19 protein-coding genes are annotated in these 16,432 nt (G+C 55.3%); 10 read left to right on the forward strand and 9 right to left on the reverse strand.

The window, feature by feature from the left end:
• Nucleotides 1-32: 32 nt before the first annotated feature.
• The gene (locus PGR10_RS00890) at nucleotides 33-596 is read left to right on the forward strand and encodes a YagU family protein (protein ID WP_045393784.1); all 564 of its coding nucleotides are present in this window, start codon (nucleotides 33-35) and stop codon (nucleotides 594-596) included.
• A gap of 81 nt (nucleotides 597-677) precedes the next feature.
• On the opposite strand, the gene ychF is transcribed toward PGR10_RS00890, so the two are convergent.
• Nucleotides 678-1,769: a redox-regulated ATPase YchF gene (ychF, locus tag PGR10_RS00895; RefSeq protein ID WP_015705079.1), complete on the reverse strand. Its 1,092-nt coding sequence runs from the start codon at nucleotides 1,767-1,769 to the stop codon at nucleotides 678-680.
• A gap of 117 nt (nucleotides 1,770-1,886) precedes the next feature.
• The gene (pth, locus tag PGR10_RS00900; protein ID WP_015705080.1) at nucleotides 1,887-2,471 is read right to left on the reverse strand and encodes an aminoacyl-tRNA hydrolase; all 585 of its coding nucleotides are present in this window, start codon (nucleotides 2,469-2,471) and stop codon (nucleotides 1,887-1,889) included.
• A 271-nt stretch (nucleotides 2,472-2,742) separates the two neighbouring features.
• Between pth and ychH the strand changes: the two genes are divergently transcribed.
• Nucleotides 2,743-3,018 carry a stress-induced protein YchH gene (gene ychH, locus PGR10_RS00905; RefSeq protein ID WP_045393789.1) on the forward strand — a complete coding sequence of 92 codons (276 nt, stop codon included), beginning with the start codon at nucleotides 2,743-2,745 and terminating at the stop codon, nucleotides 3,016-3,018.
• Between the two features lie 43 nt (nucleotides 3,019-3,061).
• Here the strand turns inward: ychH and dauA are convergent, their stop codons facing one another.
• The 4 genes from dauA to lolB form a co-directional block, all read right to left on the reverse strand.
• On the reverse strand, nucleotides 3,062-4,753 hold the full coding sequence (gene dauA, locus PGR10_RS00910; RefSeq protein ID WP_213793785.1) for a C4-dicarboxylic acid transporter DauA: 1,692 nt from the start codon (nucleotides 4,751-4,753) through the stop codon (nucleotides 3,062-3,064).
• Nucleotides 4,754-4,877: 124 nt separating this feature from the next.
• Complete coding sequence (prs, locus tag PGR10_RS00915; RefSeq protein ID WP_015367113.1) at nucleotides 4,878-5,825, reverse strand: ribose-phosphate diphosphokinase; 948 nt, start codon at nucleotides 5,823-5,825, stop codon at nucleotides 4,878-4,880.
• Nucleotides 5,826-6,006: 181 nt separating this feature from the next.
• Nucleotides 6,007-6,858 carry a 4-(cytidine 5'-diphospho)-2-C-methyl-D-erythritol kinase gene (gene ispE, locus PGR10_RS00920; protein WP_430923090.1) on the reverse strand — a complete coding sequence of 284 codons (852 nt, stop codon included), beginning with the start codon at nucleotides 6,856-6,858 and terminating at the stop codon, nucleotides 6,007-6,009.
• Nucleotides 6,858-7,472 (reverse strand): lipoprotein insertase outer membrane protein LolB, encoded by a 615-nt coding sequence (gene lolB, locus PGR10_RS00925; RefSeq protein ID WP_015705083.1) that lies wholly within the window; start codon nucleotides 7,470-7,472, stop codon nucleotides 6,858-6,860. Before lolB ends, ispE begins: the two co-directional genes overlap by 1 nt.
• A 271-nt stretch (nucleotides 7,473-7,743) precedes the next feature.
• On the opposite strand from lolB, the gene hemA reads away from it, so the two are divergent.
• Genes hemA through kdsA form a run of 6 tightly spaced genes read left to right on the forward strand, consistent with a single transcriptional unit; the run spans nucleotide 7,744 to nucleotide 13,073 of the window.
• Nucleotides 7,744-9,000 (forward strand): glutamyl-tRNA reductase, encoded by a 1,257-nt coding sequence (gene hemA / locus PGR10_RS00930; RefSeq protein WP_015367110.1) that lies wholly within the window; start codon nucleotides 7,744-7,746, stop codon nucleotides 8,998-9,000.
• Between the two features lie 40 nt (nucleotides 9,001-9,040).
• Nucleotides 9,041-10,123: a peptide chain release factor 1 gene (gene prfA / locus PGR10_RS00935; protein ID WP_015367109.1), complete on the forward strand. Its 1,083-nt coding sequence runs from the start codon at nucleotides 9,041-9,043 to the stop codon at nucleotides 10,121-10,123.
• Nucleotides 10,123-10,974 carry a peptide chain release factor N(5)-glutamine methyltransferase gene (gene prmC / locus PGR10_RS00940; protein ID WP_430923091.1) on the forward strand — a complete coding sequence of 284 codons (852 nt, stop codon included), beginning with the start codon at nucleotides 10,123-10,125 and terminating at the stop codon, nucleotides 10,972-10,974. Before prfA ends, prmC begins: the two co-directional genes overlap by 1 nt.
• Entirely contained in the window at nucleotides 10,971-11,363 is a 393-nt protein-coding gene (gene sirB2, locus PGR10_RS00945; protein ID WP_430922768.1) for an invasion regulator SirB2, read from the forward strand. The genes prmC and sirB2 overlap by 4 nt, the downstream gene beginning before the upstream one ends.
• Nucleotides 11,364-11,366: 3 nt before the next feature.
• Nucleotides 11,367-12,179 carry an invasion regulator SirB1 gene (gene sirB1, locus PGR10_RS00950; RefSeq protein ID WP_045393803.1) on the forward strand — a complete coding sequence of 271 codons (813 nt, stop codon included), beginning with the start codon at nucleotides 11,367-11,369 and terminating at the stop codon, nucleotides 12,177-12,179.
• A gap of 39 nt (nucleotides 12,180-12,218) precedes the next feature.
• The gene (gene kdsA / locus PGR10_RS00955; RefSeq protein ID WP_015367105.1) at nucleotides 12,219-13,073 is read left to right on the forward strand and encodes a 3-deoxy-8-phosphooctulonate synthase; all 855 of its coding nucleotides are present in this window, start codon (nucleotides 12,219-12,221) and stop codon (nucleotides 13,071-13,073) included.
• A gap of 78 nt (nucleotides 13,074-13,151) precedes the next feature.
• On the opposite strand, the gene chaA is transcribed toward kdsA, so the two are convergent.
• A complete protein-coding gene (chaA, locus tag PGR10_RS00960; protein WP_430922769.1) occupies nucleotides 13,152-14,252 on the reverse strand; it encodes a sodium-potassium/proton antiporter ChaA in 1,101 nt (366 codons plus the stop codon).
• A gap of 265 nt (nucleotides 14,253-14,517) precedes the next feature.
• On the opposite strand from chaA, the gene chaB reads away from it, so the two are divergent.
• Together chaB and PGR10_RS00970 are read left to right on the forward strand one after the other, a co-directional pair.
• Nucleotides 14,518-14,748, forward strand: coding sequence for a putative cation transport regulator ChaB (gene chaB / locus PGR10_RS00965; RefSeq protein WP_015367102.1), 231 nt, complete (start codon nucleotides 14,518-14,520; stop codon nucleotides 14,746-14,748).
• Nucleotides 14,749-14,896: 148 nt separating this feature from the next.
• Nucleotides 14,897-15,577, forward strand: a complete 681-nt coding sequence (locus PGR10_RS00970; protein ID WP_015705085.1) for a gamma-glutamylcyclotransferase — start codon at nucleotides 14,897-14,899, stop codon at nucleotides 15,575-15,577.
• Between the two features lie 28 nt (nucleotides 15,578-15,605).
• Here PGR10_RS00970 and PGR10_RS00975 read toward each other — a convergent pair whose 3' ends face one another.
• Together PGR10_RS00975 and PGR10_RS00980 are read right to left on the reverse strand one after the other, a co-directional pair.
• Nucleotides 15,606-15,848 carry a DUF1883 domain-containing protein gene (locus PGR10_RS00975; protein ID WP_015705086.1) on the reverse strand — a complete coding sequence of 81 codons (243 nt, stop codon included), beginning with the start codon at nucleotides 15,846-15,848 and terminating at the stop codon, nucleotides 15,606-15,608.
• Between the two features lie 228 nt (nucleotides 15,849-16,076).
• On the reverse strand, nucleotides 16,077-16,430 hold the full coding sequence (locus PGR10_RS00980; protein ID WP_430922770.1) for a DsrE/DsrF/TusD sulfur relay family protein: 354 nt from the start codon (nucleotides 16,428-16,430) through the stop codon (nucleotides 16,077-16,079).
• Nucleotides 16,431-16,432: the final 2 nt, after the last annotated feature.

A 16,432-nucleotide genomic window follows, 5' to 3' on the forward strand; every position in this document is an offset into this window, starting at 1 on the left:
GCTGTAACAATATTATTCATGGCGAGGGATTTATGGCAATTAAGGATTTTTTTGTACAGACTGCACCTGGTCGGCGTCGCTATGGCGTCGCCTTATTGGTTGGGGTTATTGCCGGAATCATGTCGGCATTCGTTAAGTGGGGGGCGGAAGTGCCTCTGCCGCCGCGAACGTTTTCCGGCGGGCGTGATGAATTCAACCCTCCTTATCTCTTTCTACGCGACTATCTTGGTATTGACCCAACGCATACCGTTTACACCTTTTCTGAGCATATCATCAACCCGGTGATGGTCACGCATATAATCTTCTCGTTGGTGTTTGCGATTGGCTATTGCGTGGTGGCGGAGATATTCCCAAAAGTTAAATTATGGCAGGGCGTGTGGGCCGGCATTGTCGCCACCATTGCGGTTCACTGGATATCTTTCCCGCTATTAGGACTTACGCCGTCGTTATTCAATATTCCGGCTGATGAATATATTTCCGAACTGCTTGGCCATATTTTTTGGTTCTGGGCAATTGAAATGATTCGTCGCGATCTGCGTAACCGAATTACCCACGAGCCTGACGCAGAAATTCCGTTAGATGCGCCGTTCAGATAATTTAAAACCTCGCGAGTTATAAAACCTGCGAGGCTTTGAAATGAAAAATCCGCGCCGGGGCGCGGATTTTATCGGCAGGGATTAGACGTTGAACAAGAAGTTCATCACGTCGCCATCTTTAACGATGTAGTCTTTGCCTTCCGCACGCATTTTACCGGCTTCTTTCGCGCCTTGTTCGCCTTTGTAAGCAATGAAGTCTTCATAGGCGATGGTCTGGGCGCGGATAAAGCCTTTTTCGAAGTCGGTGTGGATTTTACCGGCAGCCTGCGGCGCGGTCGCGCCAACCGGAATAGTCCATGCGCGAACTTCTTTCACGCCGGCGGTGAAGTAGGTTTGCAGGTTCAGCAGAGCGTAGCCTGCGCGGATTACGCGGTTCAGGCCCGGCTCTTCAAGGCCCAGCTCGGCCATAAACTCATCACGCTCTTCGTCGTCCAGCTCGGCAATGTCGGATTCAACGGCGGCGCAAACCGGAACTACCACAGAACCTTCTTGCTCAGCGATAGCGCGAACCTGGTCGAGATACGGGTTGTTTTCAAAACCGTCTTCGTTAACGTTGGCGATGTACATGGTTGGCTTCAGGGTCAGGAAGCTCAGATAGCGGATCGCTTCTTTCTCTTCTTTGCTCAGATCCAGCGCGCGCAGCATGCCTGCTTTTTCCAGCTGCGGCAGACATTTTTCCAGCGCGGCCAGTTCAACTTTAGCGTCTTTATCGCCGCCTTTGGCTTTCTTGGAAACGCGGTGAATGGCGCGTTCGCAGGTATCGAGGTCGGACAGCGCCAGCTCGGTGTTGATAACGTCAATATCTTCCGCCGGATCGACTTTACCCGCGACGTGGATAATATTGTCATTTTCAAAGCAGCGAACTACGTGGCCGATGGCTTCGGTTTCACGGATATTGGTCAGGAACTGGTTACCCAGACCTTCGCCTTTGGACGCGCCTTTAACCAGACCGGCAATATCAACGAATTCCATGGTCGTCGGCAGGATACGCTGCGGCTTGACGATCTCTGCCAGTTTGTCCAGACGCGGATCGGGCATCGGTACGACACCGGTGTTCGGCTCAATGGTACAGAACGGGAAGTTGGCCGCTTCAATACCTGCTTTGGTGAGCGCATTGAACAGGGTGGATTTGCCGACGTTGGGCAAACCGACGATACCGCATTTGAATCCCATGATTTAAATCACCTTAATCTTTGGATAATCAGTCTGTTATGAATAACAGACTGTAGAAAAGTAAATAGCTTCGCCTATTATACACGGTGTGCGGCAAAAATTCCGCACGTCGAACGCTTATTGCGCTTTAAACGCGTGTAAACGGTTGGTTGCTTTAGTTAAACCGTCTTTCAGCCACACCTCGGTACAACGCGCCGCTTCATCAACCGCTTCGTCAATTAACTTCTGTTCGCTGGCCGGTGGTTTACCCAGCACAAAGCCGACAACTTTGTTTTTGTCGCCCGGATGGCCAATTCCGACGCGTAAGCGGTGAAAGTTTGGGTTATTGCCCAGCTTGCTGATAATGTCCTTCAGGCCATTATGACCGCCGTGCCCGCCGCCAAGTTTGAATTTAGCGACGCCGGGCGGTAAATCGAGCTCGTCGTGGGCGACCAGAATTTCATCCGGATTAATACGGTAAAAGGTAGCCATCGCGGCCACCGCTTTGCCGCTGAGATTCATAAAGGTGGTCGGCACCAGCAGGCGCACGTCTTCCCCCGCCAGGTTGAGGCGCGAGGTATAGCCGAAGAATTTGCTCTCTTCTCGTAGCGGCGCGCGGTGGCGCTCCGCCAGTAAATCTACGTACCAGGCGCCAGCGTTATGGCGCGTTGCCGCGTATTCCGCGCCGGGGTTAGCCAGGCCGACAATCAGTTTTATCGTCACTTTTTATTCCTGCATGGGTCGTTCTTTGCCGCGTAGTGTACTGCCTGCGTCGGCGCTTGACAAAATTCTGCCGGCGAAACGCTACCCTTACTGATAATTTCCCCTTTGAACCATTAGAATTTGATGTTGTTCAGTGGCTTATTTGTAAACTTTTGTTGATCAGATGTTCCCGAATGTGATCACTAACGCAATCACTCATATCTCCATTGTCTATACTTAACCTATAAATTTTGGGGATATTCCCATGCAGCCCAAGGTCCGGAGGTGACATATGAAACGCAGAAACGCTTCGTTACTCGGTAACATACTGATGGGTTTAGGGTTGGTTGTGATGGTGGTCGGCGTTGGTTACTCTATTTTAAACCAGCTTCCACAGCTTAACCTGCCGCAATTCTTTGCTCATGGCGCCGTGTTGAGTATTTTCGTCGGCGCCGTTTTGTGGCTGGCGGGCGCTCGCGTAGGCGGTCATGAAAGAGTCACCGACCGCTATTGGTGGGTTCGCCATTACGATAAACGCTGCCGCCGCGATCCGCACCGTCACAGCTAACGGAATTCAGCTCGCCGGATAGCCTTTCCGGCGAGCCTCTCATTTATTGCCCTAATTCTATATCCGCCAGTGCCGCAGTACGGTCTGGGTAGAAGCTCAGGCGTCCCGGAATTGGCTGAACCCCTGCGCGAGCCAAAGTACGTAGCGGCTGGAATTCAAGGTTCGATACCCGAAGCTCGCAGCCTTCCGGCAGGCGTTTCACAAAGCGCAGGAACGCGTCAAGACCACCGGCATCCAGCACCGGTACCGCATCCCACTTCAGCACCACCACGCGTTTGCCTTCAATCCGGCTTTCCAAATCGGTAAATAGTCCTTCCGCCGCGGCGAAAAACAGCGGGCCGATAACTCGCAGCACCAGAACATCATCCGGTACTTCAACGTTCACCGGCGCAAGGCGCGTCATGCGCGCGATGCGGCGCATAAACAGCAGCGAAGCCAGCACGATACCGACGCTAATGGCGATGACCATATCGAACAGCACGGTCAGCGACATGCACATCAACAGTACGACGATGTCATCTTTTGGTCCGTGGCGTAGCAGGTTAATCACCTTATGCGCTTCGCTCATGTTCCACGCTACCATCAGCAGCAGGGCGGCCATGGCCGACAGCGGCAGCCATGAGAGCAGCGGGGCGAGGATTAACAATGCGAGGATCACCAGCAGGGCATGGATCACCGCGGAAATCGGCGAAGTTGCGCCAGCGCGCACGTTAGCCGCGGAGCGGGCAATCGCCGCGGTGGCGGTGATACCGCCAAAGAACGGCGCGATGATATTGCCAAGGCCCTGGCCGACAAGCTCGCTGTTCGCTTTGTGCTTGGTGCCGGTCATACCGTCGAGCACCACCGCGCAGAGCAGTGATTCAATGGCGCCCAGCATCGCCATAGAGAAGGCGGCAGGCAGCAGCGCGCGCAGCGACGACCAGCTCAGGGTAAACTCCGAACCCGGCATATCCCACGGCAACACCAGTTGCGGCAGCAGCTGCGGGATACCATTGCCCTGGCTGCCGTCGGCGAGTACATAGTGGAACTGCGAGCCGATGGTCGCCACATGCCCGCCAAGCACATTAACGATACCCATCACCGCGCAGCCCGCCAGCAGCGCCGGCAGGTGCCCCGGCAAGCGGATGCCCAAACGCGGCCAGAAAATCAGAATACCCAGCGTCACGATACCGATGGCGGCATCGCCAACGTTAATTGTCGGCAGCGCCATCACCAGCGCGCCGACTTTCTGCAGATAGTGCTCTGGGACATGCGCCATCTGCAGACCAAGGAAGTCTTTAATTTGCATGGTACCGATGGTGATGCCGATACCAGAGGTAAAGCCAAGGGTGACTGAAAGCGGGATATATTCAATCAGACGGCCAAAGCGGGCGAGGCCGAAAAGGATTAAGAAAATACCCGACATTAGCGTCGCCACCAGCAGGCCGGCAAGGCCAAACTGTTGTGACACCGGATAGAGGATCACCACGAAGGCCGCGGTGGGGCCGGAAACGCTAAAGCGCGAACCGCCGGTCAGGGCGATGACAATCCCCGCCACCGCCGAGGTGTAGAGTCCATATTGCGGCGCTACGCCGCTGCCAATTGCTAACGCCATCGCCAGCGGGATAGCGATGATCCCGACGGTTATCCCGGCGATGAGATCGCGGGTAAAGCGCGATGCGGTGTACTTTTCTTTCCAGCAAGCGTCGATGAGGGCGCGGAAAGGCATCACATGTGAGGAAAATAATCTATTCACAATAATGTTTCATCCATGAGCGCATCATCTGTCAACTGAATGGCAGGTGAAGGAGGCATTAGTCATACAAATATGAACCAGAGACAAAAAAACCCGCCGCAGCGGGTTTTTCGGCTGGGCTCGATTAGTGCTCGAACATAGCAGAAATGGATTCTTCGTTGCTGATACGACGAATCGCTTCGGCCAGCATACCAGACAGGGTCAGGGTACGGACTTTGTCCAGCGCTTTGATTTCTGGCGTCAGCGGAATGGTATCGCAGACGACGAATTCATCAATCACAGAGTTTTTAATGTTCTGGATAGCATTGCCGGAGAAGATCGGGTGAGTCGCGTAGGCGAAGACACGTTTCGCACCGCGTTCTTTCAGCGCTTCCGCTGCTTTACACAGGGTGCCGCCGGTATCGATCATGTCATCAACCATCACGCAGTCACGGCCAGCGACGTCGCCGATGATATGCATCACCTGAGAAACGTTAGCGCGCGGGCGGCGTTTATCGATGATCGCCATGTCGGTATCGTTCAGCAGCTTTGCGATAGCGCGAGCGCGAACCACGCCGCCGATGTCCGGAGAAACCACGATCGGGTTGTCCAGATTCAGCTGCAGCATATCTTCGAGCAGAATTGGGCTACCGAATACGTTATCAACAGGAACATCAAAGAAGCCCTGAATCTGTTCAGCGTGCAGGTCAACGGTCAGAACGCGGTCAACGCCGACACTGGACAGGAAGTCAGCGACGACTTTTGCGGTGATTGGCACACGAGCGGAACGTACGCGACGGTCCTGGCGGGCATAGCCGAAGTAAGGGATAACAGCGGTGATACGGCCTGCAGAAGCGCGACGCAGGGCATCAACCATAACAACCAATTCCATCAGGTTGTCATTGGTGGGAGCACAAGTGGACTGGATGATGAAAATATCACCACCGCGTACGTTTTCGTTGATTTGTACGCTGACTTCGCCGTCGCTAAAACGACCTACAGCGGCGTCGCCAAGAGAAGTGTACAGGCGGTTGGCAATACGTTGTGCTAGTTCCGGGGTGGCGTTACCAGCAAAAAGCTTCATATCAGGCACGAGAAGAACCTCAGGCATGCGTCCAGTGGTGGATGAAACGGGCCATTAAACTGTGCGGGCCGGCGCCATCTCATCCAGGCGGTGTATTAAAGAGCACGATGCAACGTCTGGAACAGGGTGACGTTGTCACCGATACTCTGTTTGCCCGGCAAACTTGCCGTTATTCATGCAAAAAGCAGAATTACTTCAGTAGGGCTTGCTTCAGCGGCGAGACATTAATTCCTCGCGCAACAAAGCCTTGCAGCCATTCCGGGGCTTTTTCCAGCACCTGACGAGCGGCGGATTCGGTGTCAAATTCAGCAAAGACACAGGCTCCTGTGCCAGTCAGGCGCGACGGCGCGTATTCTAACAGCCAGGAAAGCGTTGCATCAACCTCACGAAAACGTTTTCTTGCGATAACCTCGCAATCGTTGCCGAATTCACAGTTTAGTAAGGTATTAATTGACCTGCTCGGGGTATTTCGTGGTAACTCCGGATCGCGAAAAATGATCGGCGTCGGGATACTCACGCCCGGATGGGCGACCAGATACCATTTTTCCGGCGGATCGACCGGGGTGAGAATCTCGCCAACCCCTTCGGCAAACGCCGCGTGGCCGCGAACGAAAACCGGGACATCGGCGCCGAGCTGTAGCCCAAGCGTCGCCAGTTGGTCTTCGCTAAACCCGCAGCCCCACAGATGATTCAGCGCTACCAGCACCGTCGCGGCGTTAGAAGAGCCGCCACCTAAGCCGCCGCCCATCGGCAGGCGTTTGTCGATGCTGATATCCGCGCCGCTGCCAGCGGGGAGTTGACCGTGAGACTCCGCCGCCGCCATCAGTAGCCTGGCGGCGCGAATAATCAGGTTCTCTTCATCCGGCACGCCGGCGACCGGCGTTAACAGCCGCAGTTTCCCGTCGCGGCGTGGTTCAATAGTCAGCATGTCGCCATAGTCGAGAAACTGAAACAGTGTCTGCAGCGTGTGATATCCATCGGCGCGTTGACCGGTGATATACAAAAACAGATTCAATTTTGCAGGGGCGGGCCAGCGACTCATCATTTCACAATCCAGTTATCCATTTTCAGCTTGATGCGCTGGCTGCCGTTGTTGAGTTCCATATTAGACGGCAGGGTTGGTTTGGTGTCGCTGGTGTAGCCGCTGTAGGTCACGTGCCAGGTTTTACCGTTCTGCGTGTAGTTGAGTTCGCGCAGGCGGTACTGGTCATCCAGCGAATAGTCGGTGGCATCGCCCGGCAGGCCGATAATCCACTGACGCAGGCTGTTAAGCGGGATCGGCATGCCGGTCAGGCGGCCAATCATCTCTTCGGCATCGGTGGCGTTGTAGGTCTGGCCTTTGTTGTCAATCAATTGGACGCCGCCCGGCTGCGCGGTTAATGACAGTTCGGTGCTGCCAAGCGGGTTGGTCAGCAGCAGGCGGTAGCGGTCCTGGCCGGTTTGTTGCCAGAAGAAACGGGCATACACTTTCTGCTCATCGGACAGATAGGCAAACGCCCCGCGAGTCTGGAACTGGTTAAGGTTGCGGACATCCTGCTGGTGCTGGCGCCACTGCGGGGAATCCGGGCTTTTGCCGGGCCCTTGCGGCGGAGTATTGATTGCACAGGCGGTCAGAACGAGGCTTGCCAACGGCAGCAGGCGGAACAGTCGATTCATAATGATGACAAATCCTTGATGTCTACAGTGAAATGCGGCGACTGATGGTTCGCACACCGATTTGTGTAGCGGGTTGCAATAATAACCCTTAATGCTAGCGTCGCTGGCCGATAGCGTCTACGTTCAAGTTGTCTGAAATCAAAAAATTACCGTTAGTGGCTATTAAGCCCTGACTATTACTCCAAAAGGGGGGCGTCTCTTTTATTGAGTACGCGCATCCTGTATGATGCGCTCAGACTAACCTTAGCAACGCTGGTACTATTCCCTCACCATGACCCTTTTAGCTCTTGGCATCAACCACAAAACAGCTCCGGTAGCGCTGCGAGAACGCGTAACGTTTTCGCCGGATACGCTCGACAAGGCGCTGGAGAGCTTATTGGCTCAGCCAATGGTGCAGGGCGGGGTGGTGCTATCAACCTGTAATCGCACGGAGCTGTATCTCAGCGTTGAAGAGCAGGACAACCTGCAGGAAGCGCTGATCCGCTGGCTATGTGACTTCCACGGCCTGAATGAAGAAGACCTACGTAAAAGTCTTTATTGGCATCAGGATAACGACGCCGTCAGCCATCTGATGCGTGTCGCCAGCGGCCTGGATTCACTCGTGCTTGGCGAGCCGCAAATCCTCGGGCAGGTGAAAAAAGCGTTTGCGGATTCCAGCCGCGGCCATCTGAACGTCAGCGAACTGGAGCGCATGTTCCAGAAATCGTTCTCGGTGGCTAAGCGCGTACGGACCGAAACCGATATCGGCGCCAGCGCCGTTTCCGTTGCTTTCGCCGCCTGTACGCTGGCTCGGCAAATTTTTGAATCGCTCTCCAGCGTCACTGTGTTACTGGTTGGCGCGGGGGAAACTATCGAACTGGTCGCCCGCCATCTGCGCGAACATAACGTTCGCAAAATGGTGATTGCCAACCGCACCCGTGAACGCGCCCAGGCGCTGGCGGATGAAGTCGGCGCGGAAGTTATCGCCCTCAGCGATATCGACGAGCGCTTAAAAGACGCCGATATCATTATCAGTTCTACCGCCAGCCCGCTGCCGATCATCGGCAAAGGGATGGTCGAGCGCGCGCTGAAGGCGCGCCGCAATCAGCCGATGCTGCTGGTAGATATCGCGGTGCCCCGCGACGTCGAGCCGGAAGTCGGCAAGCTGGCCAACGCCTATCTGTACAGCGTTGATGACCTGCAAAATATCATTCAGCACAATCTGGCGCAGCGTAAGGCCGCGGCGGTGCAGGCGGAATCGATCGTCGAGCAGGAAACCAGCGAATTTATGGCCTGGCTGCGCGCCCAAAGCGCCAGCGAGACTATCCGCGAATATCGTTCCCAATCCGAGCAGGTTCGCGAGGAGCTGACGGCGAAAGCGCTTGCCGCGCTGGAGCAGGGCGGCGATGCGCAGGAAATTATGCAAGATCTGGCCCGTAAGCTGACCAACCGCCTGATCCACGCTCCAACCAAATCTCTTCAGCAGGCTGCCCGTGACGGGGATGATGAACGCCTGCATATTCTGCGCAACAGCCTCGGGCTGGAATAGCGCACATTTCTCTATTTAAAGACAGGGTGAATTCACGCCTATGAAGCCTTCTATTGTTGCTAAACTGGAAGCTCTGTACGAACGCCATGAAGAAGTTCAGGCGCTGCTTGGCGACGCCGCCACCATTGCCGACCAGGACCGTTTCCGCGCGCTGTCGCGCGAGTATGCGCAGCTTGGCGATGTCGCCCGCTGCTATACCGACTGGCGCCAGGTGCAGGACGATATCGAAACCGCGCAGATGATGCTCGACGATCCGGAAATGCGCGAAATGGCGCAGGAAGAGCTGCGCGATGCCAAAGAAAAAAGCGAAGCGCTGGAACAGCAGCTGCAGGTGCTGCTGCTGCCGAAAGATCCAGACGATGAGCGCAACGCTTTTGTCGAAGTTCGCGCCGGCACCGGTGGCGATGAAGCGGCGCTGTTCGCCGGCGATCTCTTCCGCATGTACACCCGCTACGCCGAAGCCCGCCGCTGGCGGGTCGAAATCATGAGTGCTAACGAAGGCGAACATGGCGGATTTAAAGAAGTGATTGCCAAGATCAGCGGCGATGGCGTCTATGGGCGGCTGAAATTTGAATCCGGCGGCCATCGTGTCCAGCGCGTTCCGGCGACCGAATCGCAGGGGCGTATCCACACCTCCGCCTGTACCGTGGCGGTGATGCCGGAGCTGCCGGAAGCCGAAATGCCGGATATCAACCCGGCGGACCTGCGTATCGATACCTTCCGTTCCTCGGGGGCGGGCGGCCAGCACGTCAACACCACCGACTCCGCTATCCGTATTACCCACTTGCCGACCGGTATCGTCGTTGAATGTCAGGACGAACGTTCGCAGCATAAAAACAAAGCCAAGGCGCTGTCGGTGCTGGGCGCGCGTATTCGCGCCGCCGAAGTCGCCAAGCGTCAGCAGGCGGAAGCGTCTACCCGTCGTAATCTGCTGGGCAGCGGTGACCGCAGCGACCGCAACCGTACCTACAACTTCCCGCAGGGCCGCGTGACCGACCACCGTATCAACCTGACCCTTTACCGTCTGGATGAAACCATGGAAGGCAAACTGGATATGCTGATCGAACCGATTGTGCAGGAATTCCAGGCTGACCAGCTGGCGGCGCTTTCTGAGCAGGAATGATGACCTTCCGACAGTGGCTCACTCAGGCGATAGCCCGGCTCGGCGCGAGCGAAAGCCCGCGTCGCGACGCCGAGATCTTACTGGGGCACGTCACCAGCAAAGCGCGGACCTGGATCCTCGCTTTTGACGAAACCCTATTGACGGCGAAACAGTTGGCGGAACTGGAAGCATTGCTGGCGCGCCGCGCCAACGGCGAGCCGGTGGCGCATCTGGTGGGTCAGCGCGAGTTCTGGTCGCTGCCGCTGTTTGTCTCGCCGGCGACGCTTATCCCGCGCCCCGACACAGAATGCCTGGTCGAGCAGGCGCTGGTACGCTTGCCGCAGACGGCCTGCCGCATCCTGGATCTTGGCACCGGCACCGGCGCTATCGCTCTGGCGCTGGCCAGCGAGCGGGCGGACTGCGAGATTATTGCCGTTGATTTTATGCCTGACGCCGCGGCGCTCGCCGCGCGCAATGCCGCTCATCTCGCTCTCAACAACGTGACCGTGCTGCAAAGCGACTGGTTTAGCGCGCTCAAGGAGCAGCGGTTCGCGATGATTGTCAGTAATCCCCCCTATATCGATGAAACCGATCCGCATCTTGCCGAAGGGGATGTCCGCTTCGAGCCGAGGACGGCATTGGTCGCCGCCGACCAGGGGCTGGCCGATTTAGCGCATATCATCCGTGAAGGACGCAACTACCTGCTACCCGATGGTTTTATGCTACTAGAACATGGCTGGAAACAGGGCGAGGTGGTACGCGCATTGTTTAATGAAGCAGGATATCGCGACGTCGAGACCTGCCGCGATTATGGCGATAACGAACGTCTGACTCTCGGGCGTTGGCCGCACAAGGAGCAAGCCGGCGAATGAATTTATTTACTACAGTACTCTATTTGCATATTGCCTGCGTGGTGACATCCGTCGGGCTTTTCGTGTTGCGTTACTGGTGGACCTACAGCGGTAGCGCGATGCTCAATCAGCGCTGGGTACGTATTGCGCCGCATTGTAGCGATACGCTGCTGTTCCTCAGCGGCGCGGGATTAATGGCGATAACGCACTATCTGCCGTTTACCGAAGATGGCGCATGGCTGACTGAAAAGCTGTTTGGCGTTATCATTTACATCGCATTAGGATTTATTGCGTTGGGCCGACGTCGCCCGCGCCGCCAGCAGACCCGGTTCATCGCCTTTCTGCTGGCGCTGGTGGTGTTGTTCTTCATCGTTCAACTCGCCATCACAAGAATACCGTTACTGGGGTAAGGCATGAGGTCATTAGCTGATTTCGAATTTAACAAAGCGCCATTATGCGAAGGCATGGTCCTCATTTCTGAATTGATCCGCGACGACTTTCCGACGCACTTTGTGCAGGATGAGCTGCAGCGGTTGTTAACACTGGCGCAGGAAGAGATTGCCACCTCCTGGGATCAGGAGCGTCAGCTCGACCGGTTGCTGGAATTGTTCTATCACGAGTGGGGCTTCGGCGCATCGCAGGGCATCTATCGTCTGTCCGATGCGCTATGGCTGGATAAAGTGCTGGTGAATCGCCAGGGAAGCGCTGTGTCGCTGGGGGCGATTCTGTTATGGATTGCCCAGCGTCTGGATCTGCCGGTGGTGCCGGTTATCTTCCCGACGCAGATGCTGCTGCGCGCCGACCCGGACACCAGCGAAGAGATGTGGCTGATTAACCCATTCAACGGCGAAACGCTTGATGAACACACGCTTGAGGTGTGGCTGAAGGGAAATATCAGCCCGGTGGCCGAGCTGTTTAATGAAGATCTCGATGAGGCCGACAACGCCGAAGTGATCCGCAAACTGCTCGATACGCTGAAATCGGCGCTGATGGAAGAGCGGCAGATGGAACTGGCGCTGCGCGCCAGCGAAGCGCTGCTGCAGTTTAATCCAGAGGACCCGTATGAAATTCGCGACCGCGGGCTTATCTACGCCCAACTGGAGTGCGATCACGTGGCGCTGCTGGATCTCAATTATTTCGTTGAGCAGTGCCCGGAGGATCCGATTAGCGAGATGATCCGCGCGCAGATCAACACGATTTCACATAAACAAATTACATTGCATTAGTCTGGAACCATTCCGGTTACACCCTGATAAGGCGATCTTATGAAACAAAAAGTGGTTAGCATTGGTGATATCAACGTAGCAAACGACCTGCCGTTCGTGCTGTTTGGCGGAATGAACGTGCTGGAGTCCCGCGATCTTGCGATGCGTATCTGCGAACATTATGTGACCGTCACGCAAAAGCTGGGCATTCCGTACGTGTTCAAAGCCTCTTTTGATAAAGCCAACCGTTCTTCCATCCACTCCTATCGTGGGCCAGGACTGGAAGAAGGGATGAAGATTTTCCAGGAGCTGAAGCAGACTTTCGGCGTGAAAATCATCACCGACGTTCACGAAGCCAGCCAGGCGCAGCCGGTGGCCGACGTGGTTGACGTGATCCAGCTGCCAGCGTTCCTCGCGCGTCAGACTGACCTGGTGGAAGCGATGGCTAAAACTGGCGCTGTCATCAACGTCAAGAAACCGCAATTCGTCAGCCCGGGCCAGATGGGCAACATCGTTGATAAATTCATCGAAGGCGGGAACGACAAAGTGATCCTGTGCGATCGCGGCGCTAACTTCGGCTACGACAACCTGGTCGTTGATATGCTCGGCTTCGGCGTAATGAAGAAAGCGTCCAACAACTCGCCGGTCATCTTTGACGTGACCCACGCCCTGCAGTGCCGCGACCCGTTTGGCGCTGCCTCAGGCGGCCGCCGCGCTCAGGTGACGGAACTGGCTCGCGCCGGGATGGCGGTGGGTATCGCCGGACTGTTCATTGAAGCGCACCCGGATCCGGACCACGCGAAATGTGATGGCCCGTCCGCGCTGCCGCTGGCTAAACTGGAACCGTTCCTGAAGCAAATGAAAGCGATCGACGATCTGGTGAAAAGCTTCGACGAGCTGGATACCAGCAACTAAGTTTCGTTGAGCAGTAAAAAAGCCTGCCGGTTTCGCCACCGACAGGCTTTTTTTTGGGCTTTATTGCTGATTACCCGGTCAGGCAAATATCGTCATCAGGTAGGCGGCGAACAGCGCCAGATGCGCCGCGCCGTTGAGGACATTGGTGCGTCCGGTTGAGAACGAGATATGGCACAGCACCAGCGACGCCACCATCACCACCATTTCCGACGCTCCCAAACCGAAGCGGAGTTCATTGCCGGTAAGGAAGGCGATAAGCGTGACGACAGGCACCGTCAGGGAAATCGTCGCCAGCACCGAACCAAAGAAGAGATTCATTGCGCGCTGCACCTGATTATTCAGCACCGCTTTCAGTGCGCCGAGTCCTTCCGGGGAGAGGATCAGCAGCGCCACCAGGAAACCGGTAAAGGCTACCGGCGCGTTCATGCTGGTCAACAGCGTTTCCAGCGGATTAGCGTTCATTTTGGTAACGGCGATAACCGCAACCAGGTGTACCAGTAACCAGGCTGTGTGCCAGCCGCTACTGTGCGCCGATGGCTTACCGTGATGCGGGTCGTCATCATCGCTGTCATCTTCATGCTCGTACACAAACAGGCTCTGGTGCGTTTTGGTCTGAATGAGCAGGAATACGCCGTACATGGCGGCGGAAATCAGCGCCACCAGCAGCGCCTGGCCAGTGCTGAAATTGGCGCCCGGCAGCGCCATAGGGAATACCAGTACGATAATCGCCAGCGGGAAGAGGGCGATCAGGTACTGCTTGATACCAAACAAATTCATATACTGCGTGGCGAATTTACGCCCGCCCAGCAGTAAAGAGAAGCCGACCAGACCGCCGGTGACGATCATAATGATTGAATATAACGTATCGCGCATTAGCGTTGGCGCGGCGTCGCCGGTCGCCATTAATGCGGAAATCAGGCTCACTTCAAGAATGACCACTGACAGGCTCAAAATTAATGAACCATAGGGCTCGCCGAGACGGTGAGCAAGAACGTCGGCATGGCGAACCACGCTAAATGCGCTACTCAGAATCCCGACCAGCGCCAGAATATTAATCGCAACGACCACTGGTAGTGATTGACTGCTTCCCCAGAGAAACAGCACCACCAGTGCTAAAACCGGAAAAACGAGGGAGGTCTCCTTGTGGCGGGTCTTAACCGCCTCATGTGCATGTGTCATGAACCATCTCCATTTATGCAGGTGTTATAATTATAGATAACGTAAGTTGATAAAATAACAGACATTGATAGGTTTAATTTGTATTTTTACTTAAATTTACCACTCTTGCATAAGAAATGCGTTGGTCTGCTAAAAAAAGCTGTTACGTATGTTTTATATATATTTTTCAGATGATTACTAAAATTCATTTCTCAATGTTCCTGCCATTTGCCAACCTGGCAATTGTGTTCCAGACTTAGCTTTTACCCTGATTCTGGAGGTCATTATGCCTTACCGTAGTAAACAAGAACTTCCCGATAGCGTTCAGCACGTCTTGCCGGAACACGCGCAGGAAATTTATAAAGAAGCTTTCAATAGCGCGTGGGACCAATATAAAGACAAAGCCGACCGTCGCGATGATGCCAGCCGTGAGGAGACGGCGCATAAAGTCGCCTGGGCGGCGGTGAAAAATGATTATCAAAAAGGCGATGACGACAAATGGCATAAGAAAAAGTAATCACTTTTGCGATCTAATTTTTTGTCAGCCCCCTTGTCAACGCTCCGTTAATTGCTTATTGAGTAATAAAGCTGGATAATAATTCAGCAATATTCACGGATGGCACAGATTATCGCCGGGAAGCAGGCAGTGGCGGAGGTAGTAGAAAGTGTTAACTCGTGATTTCTTGATGAATGCGGATTGTAAGACGGCGTTTGGCGCGATTGAGGAATCGCTGCTGTGGTCGGCTGAGCAACGGGCGGCCTCGTTGGCGGCGACTCTGGCCTGTCGTCCGGACAACGGTTCGGTGTGGATTTTTGGCTACGGTTCGTTGATGTGGAACCCGGCGCTGGAATACAGCGAATCCTGCACCGGTACGCTGCCGGGTTGGCATCGCGCGTTTTGCCTGCGCCTGACCGCCGGTCGCGGCAGCGCGCATCAGCCGGGCAGGATGCTGGCGTTGAAGGAAGGCGGGCGTACCACCGGCGTGGCCTATCGTCTGCCGGATGAGACGCTGGAGCAAGAGCTGACGCTACTGTGGAAGCGAGAAATGATCACCGGCTGCTATTTGCCAACCTGGTGCCGTCTTGAGCTCGACGATGGGCGCACGGTGAATGCGCTGGTGTTTATTATGGATCCGCGCCACCCGCTGTATGAATCCGATACCAGCGCACAAACCATCGCGCCGTTAATTGCCCGCGCCAGCGGGCCGCTTGGCACCAATGCCCAGTATCTCTTTTCGTTGGATCAGGAATTACGCAAGCTTGGCATGCGCGACGCCAGTCTTGACGATCTGATTATCCAGGTGCGACATCTGGTCGGCGAGGCGAGCCAACCCGGGCTCGCATAAAAACGCCCGGTCCGCCGGGCGTGGAGATTCAGGCTGGAACGTAGCTAATGGAGTGCTCCAGCGACTGGCTATGGCTATCGATCAGCACGTTCCAGGTGCCGCTGTAGGGCACGGTGAGATAAGCGCTATCCCTGTCCTGCACGCTAAAAATATCGGCGTGGCTGTCGCCGGCGGCCTTGGCGCTCATTAAGTGAATATGACAGCGCTCCGAACAGCGCACCACCAGCGTATCACCGCCGAATAACGTTAAACTTGCTTTTACCATTGCCATTTTCATAACCCCGTTTCTGTCTCTGAATACATCAACCCGCGCGTGATATTGTTCACACTTTGCTCGTTGCATAACACCAAAGGGGGAGCGCGTGGATGATGATTTCGATCAACAAAATGGATAACGATTAAACAAAAATGACAATCTTCCTGAAAGCGTTCAGGTGGCGTACTTTTGCATCAGCAATAGCCGCCAGCCTGACATTTAATCCTGTTAATGGCGATTAATTCAGAAGGTCAGCACTTTATCCGCCGCCAGCGTCCACTGCGCCAGCTCGACCAGCGTTCCCACTTCCACGCCCTCTACTAATGGCAAATGGGTGATCCCGCGTCCGTCCGTACAGGTCTTGCAGAGTTTTACCGGCACATTCTGCGCGGTGAGGATCTCAAGCATCTGCTGGATGTTATAGCCTTCCGCCGGTTTCTGTCCGCGAAGCCCGGCGGTCACCGCATCGGACATTAAAAACAGCTTCAGATCGAGGTCTGACTCCTGCTCGCGCAGGGCGATAGCCAGGCGCAGGCTATTAAACAGAGATTCGCTGCCGTAGGCGGCGCCGTTGGCGACAATCACAATACGTTGCATAA

The sequence above is a fragment of the Klebsiella sp. 141198 genome (assembly GCF_050600785.1).
GTDB lineage: Bacteria > Pseudomonadota > Gammaproteobacteria > Enterobacterales > Enterobacteriaceae > Klebsiella > Klebsiella aerogenes.

What these genes read in the sequence shown, in the direction of transcription:
- PGR10_RS00890 (WP_045393784.1), top strand. Translation starts at nt 33, where the DNA reads ATGGCAATTAAGGATTTTTTTGTACAGACTGCACCTGGTCGGCGTCGC.
- ychF (WP_015705079.1), bottom strand. Translation starts at nt 1,769, where the DNA reads ATGGGATTCAAATGCGGTATCGTCGGTTTGCCCAACGTCGGCAAATCC.
- ychH (WP_045393789.1), top strand. Translation starts at nt 2,743, where the DNA reads ATGAAACGCAGAAACGCTTCGTTACTCGGTAACATACTGATGGGTTTA.
- ispE (WP_430923090.1), bottom strand. Translation starts at nt 6,858, where the DNA reads ATGAGTCGCTGGCCCGCCCCTGCAAAATTGAATCTGTTTTTGTATATC.
- lolB (WP_015705083.1), bottom strand. Translation starts at nt 7,472, where the DNA reads ATGAATCGACTGTTCCGCCTGCTGCCGTTGGCAAGCCTCGTTCTGACC.
- hemA (WP_015367110.1), top strand. Translation starts at nt 7,744, where the DNA reads ATGACCCTTTTAGCTCTTGGCATCAACCACAAAACAGCTCCGGTAGCG.
- prfA (WP_015367109.1), top strand. Translation starts at nt 9,041, where the DNA reads ATGAAGCCTTCTATTGTTGCTAAACTGGAAGCTCTGTACGAACGCCAT.
- prmC (WP_430923091.1), top strand. Translation starts at nt 10,123, where the DNA reads ATGACCTTCCGACAGTGGCTCACTCAGGCGATAGCCCGGCTCGGCGCG.
- sirB2 (WP_430922768.1), top strand. Translation starts at nt 10,971, where the DNA reads ATGAATTTATTTACTACAGTACTCTATTTGCATATTGCCTGCGTGGTG.
- sirB1 (WP_045393803.1), top strand. Translation starts at nt 11,367, where the DNA reads ATGAGGTCATTAGCTGATTTCGAATTTAACAAAGCGCCATTATGCGAA.
- kdsA (WP_015367105.1), top strand. Translation starts at nt 12,219, where the DNA reads ATGAAACAAAAAGTGGTTAGCATTGGTGATATCAACGTAGCAAACGAC.
- chaA (WP_430922769.1), bottom strand. Translation starts at nt 14,252, where the DNA reads ATGACACATGCACATGAGGCGGTTAAGACCCGCCACAAGGAGACCTCC.
- chaB (WP_015367102.1), top strand. Translation starts at nt 14,518, where the DNA reads ATGCCTTACCGTAGTAAACAAGAACTTCCCGATAGCGTTCAGCACGTC.
- PGR10_RS00975 (WP_015705086.1), bottom strand. Translation starts at nt 15,848, where the DNA reads ATGGCAATGGTAAAAGCAAGTTTAACGTTATTCGGCGGTGATACGCTG.
- PGR10_RS00980 (WP_430922770.1), bottom strand. Translation starts at nt 16,430, where the DNA reads ATGCAACGTATTGTGATTGTCGCCAACGGCGCCGCCTACGGCAGCGAA.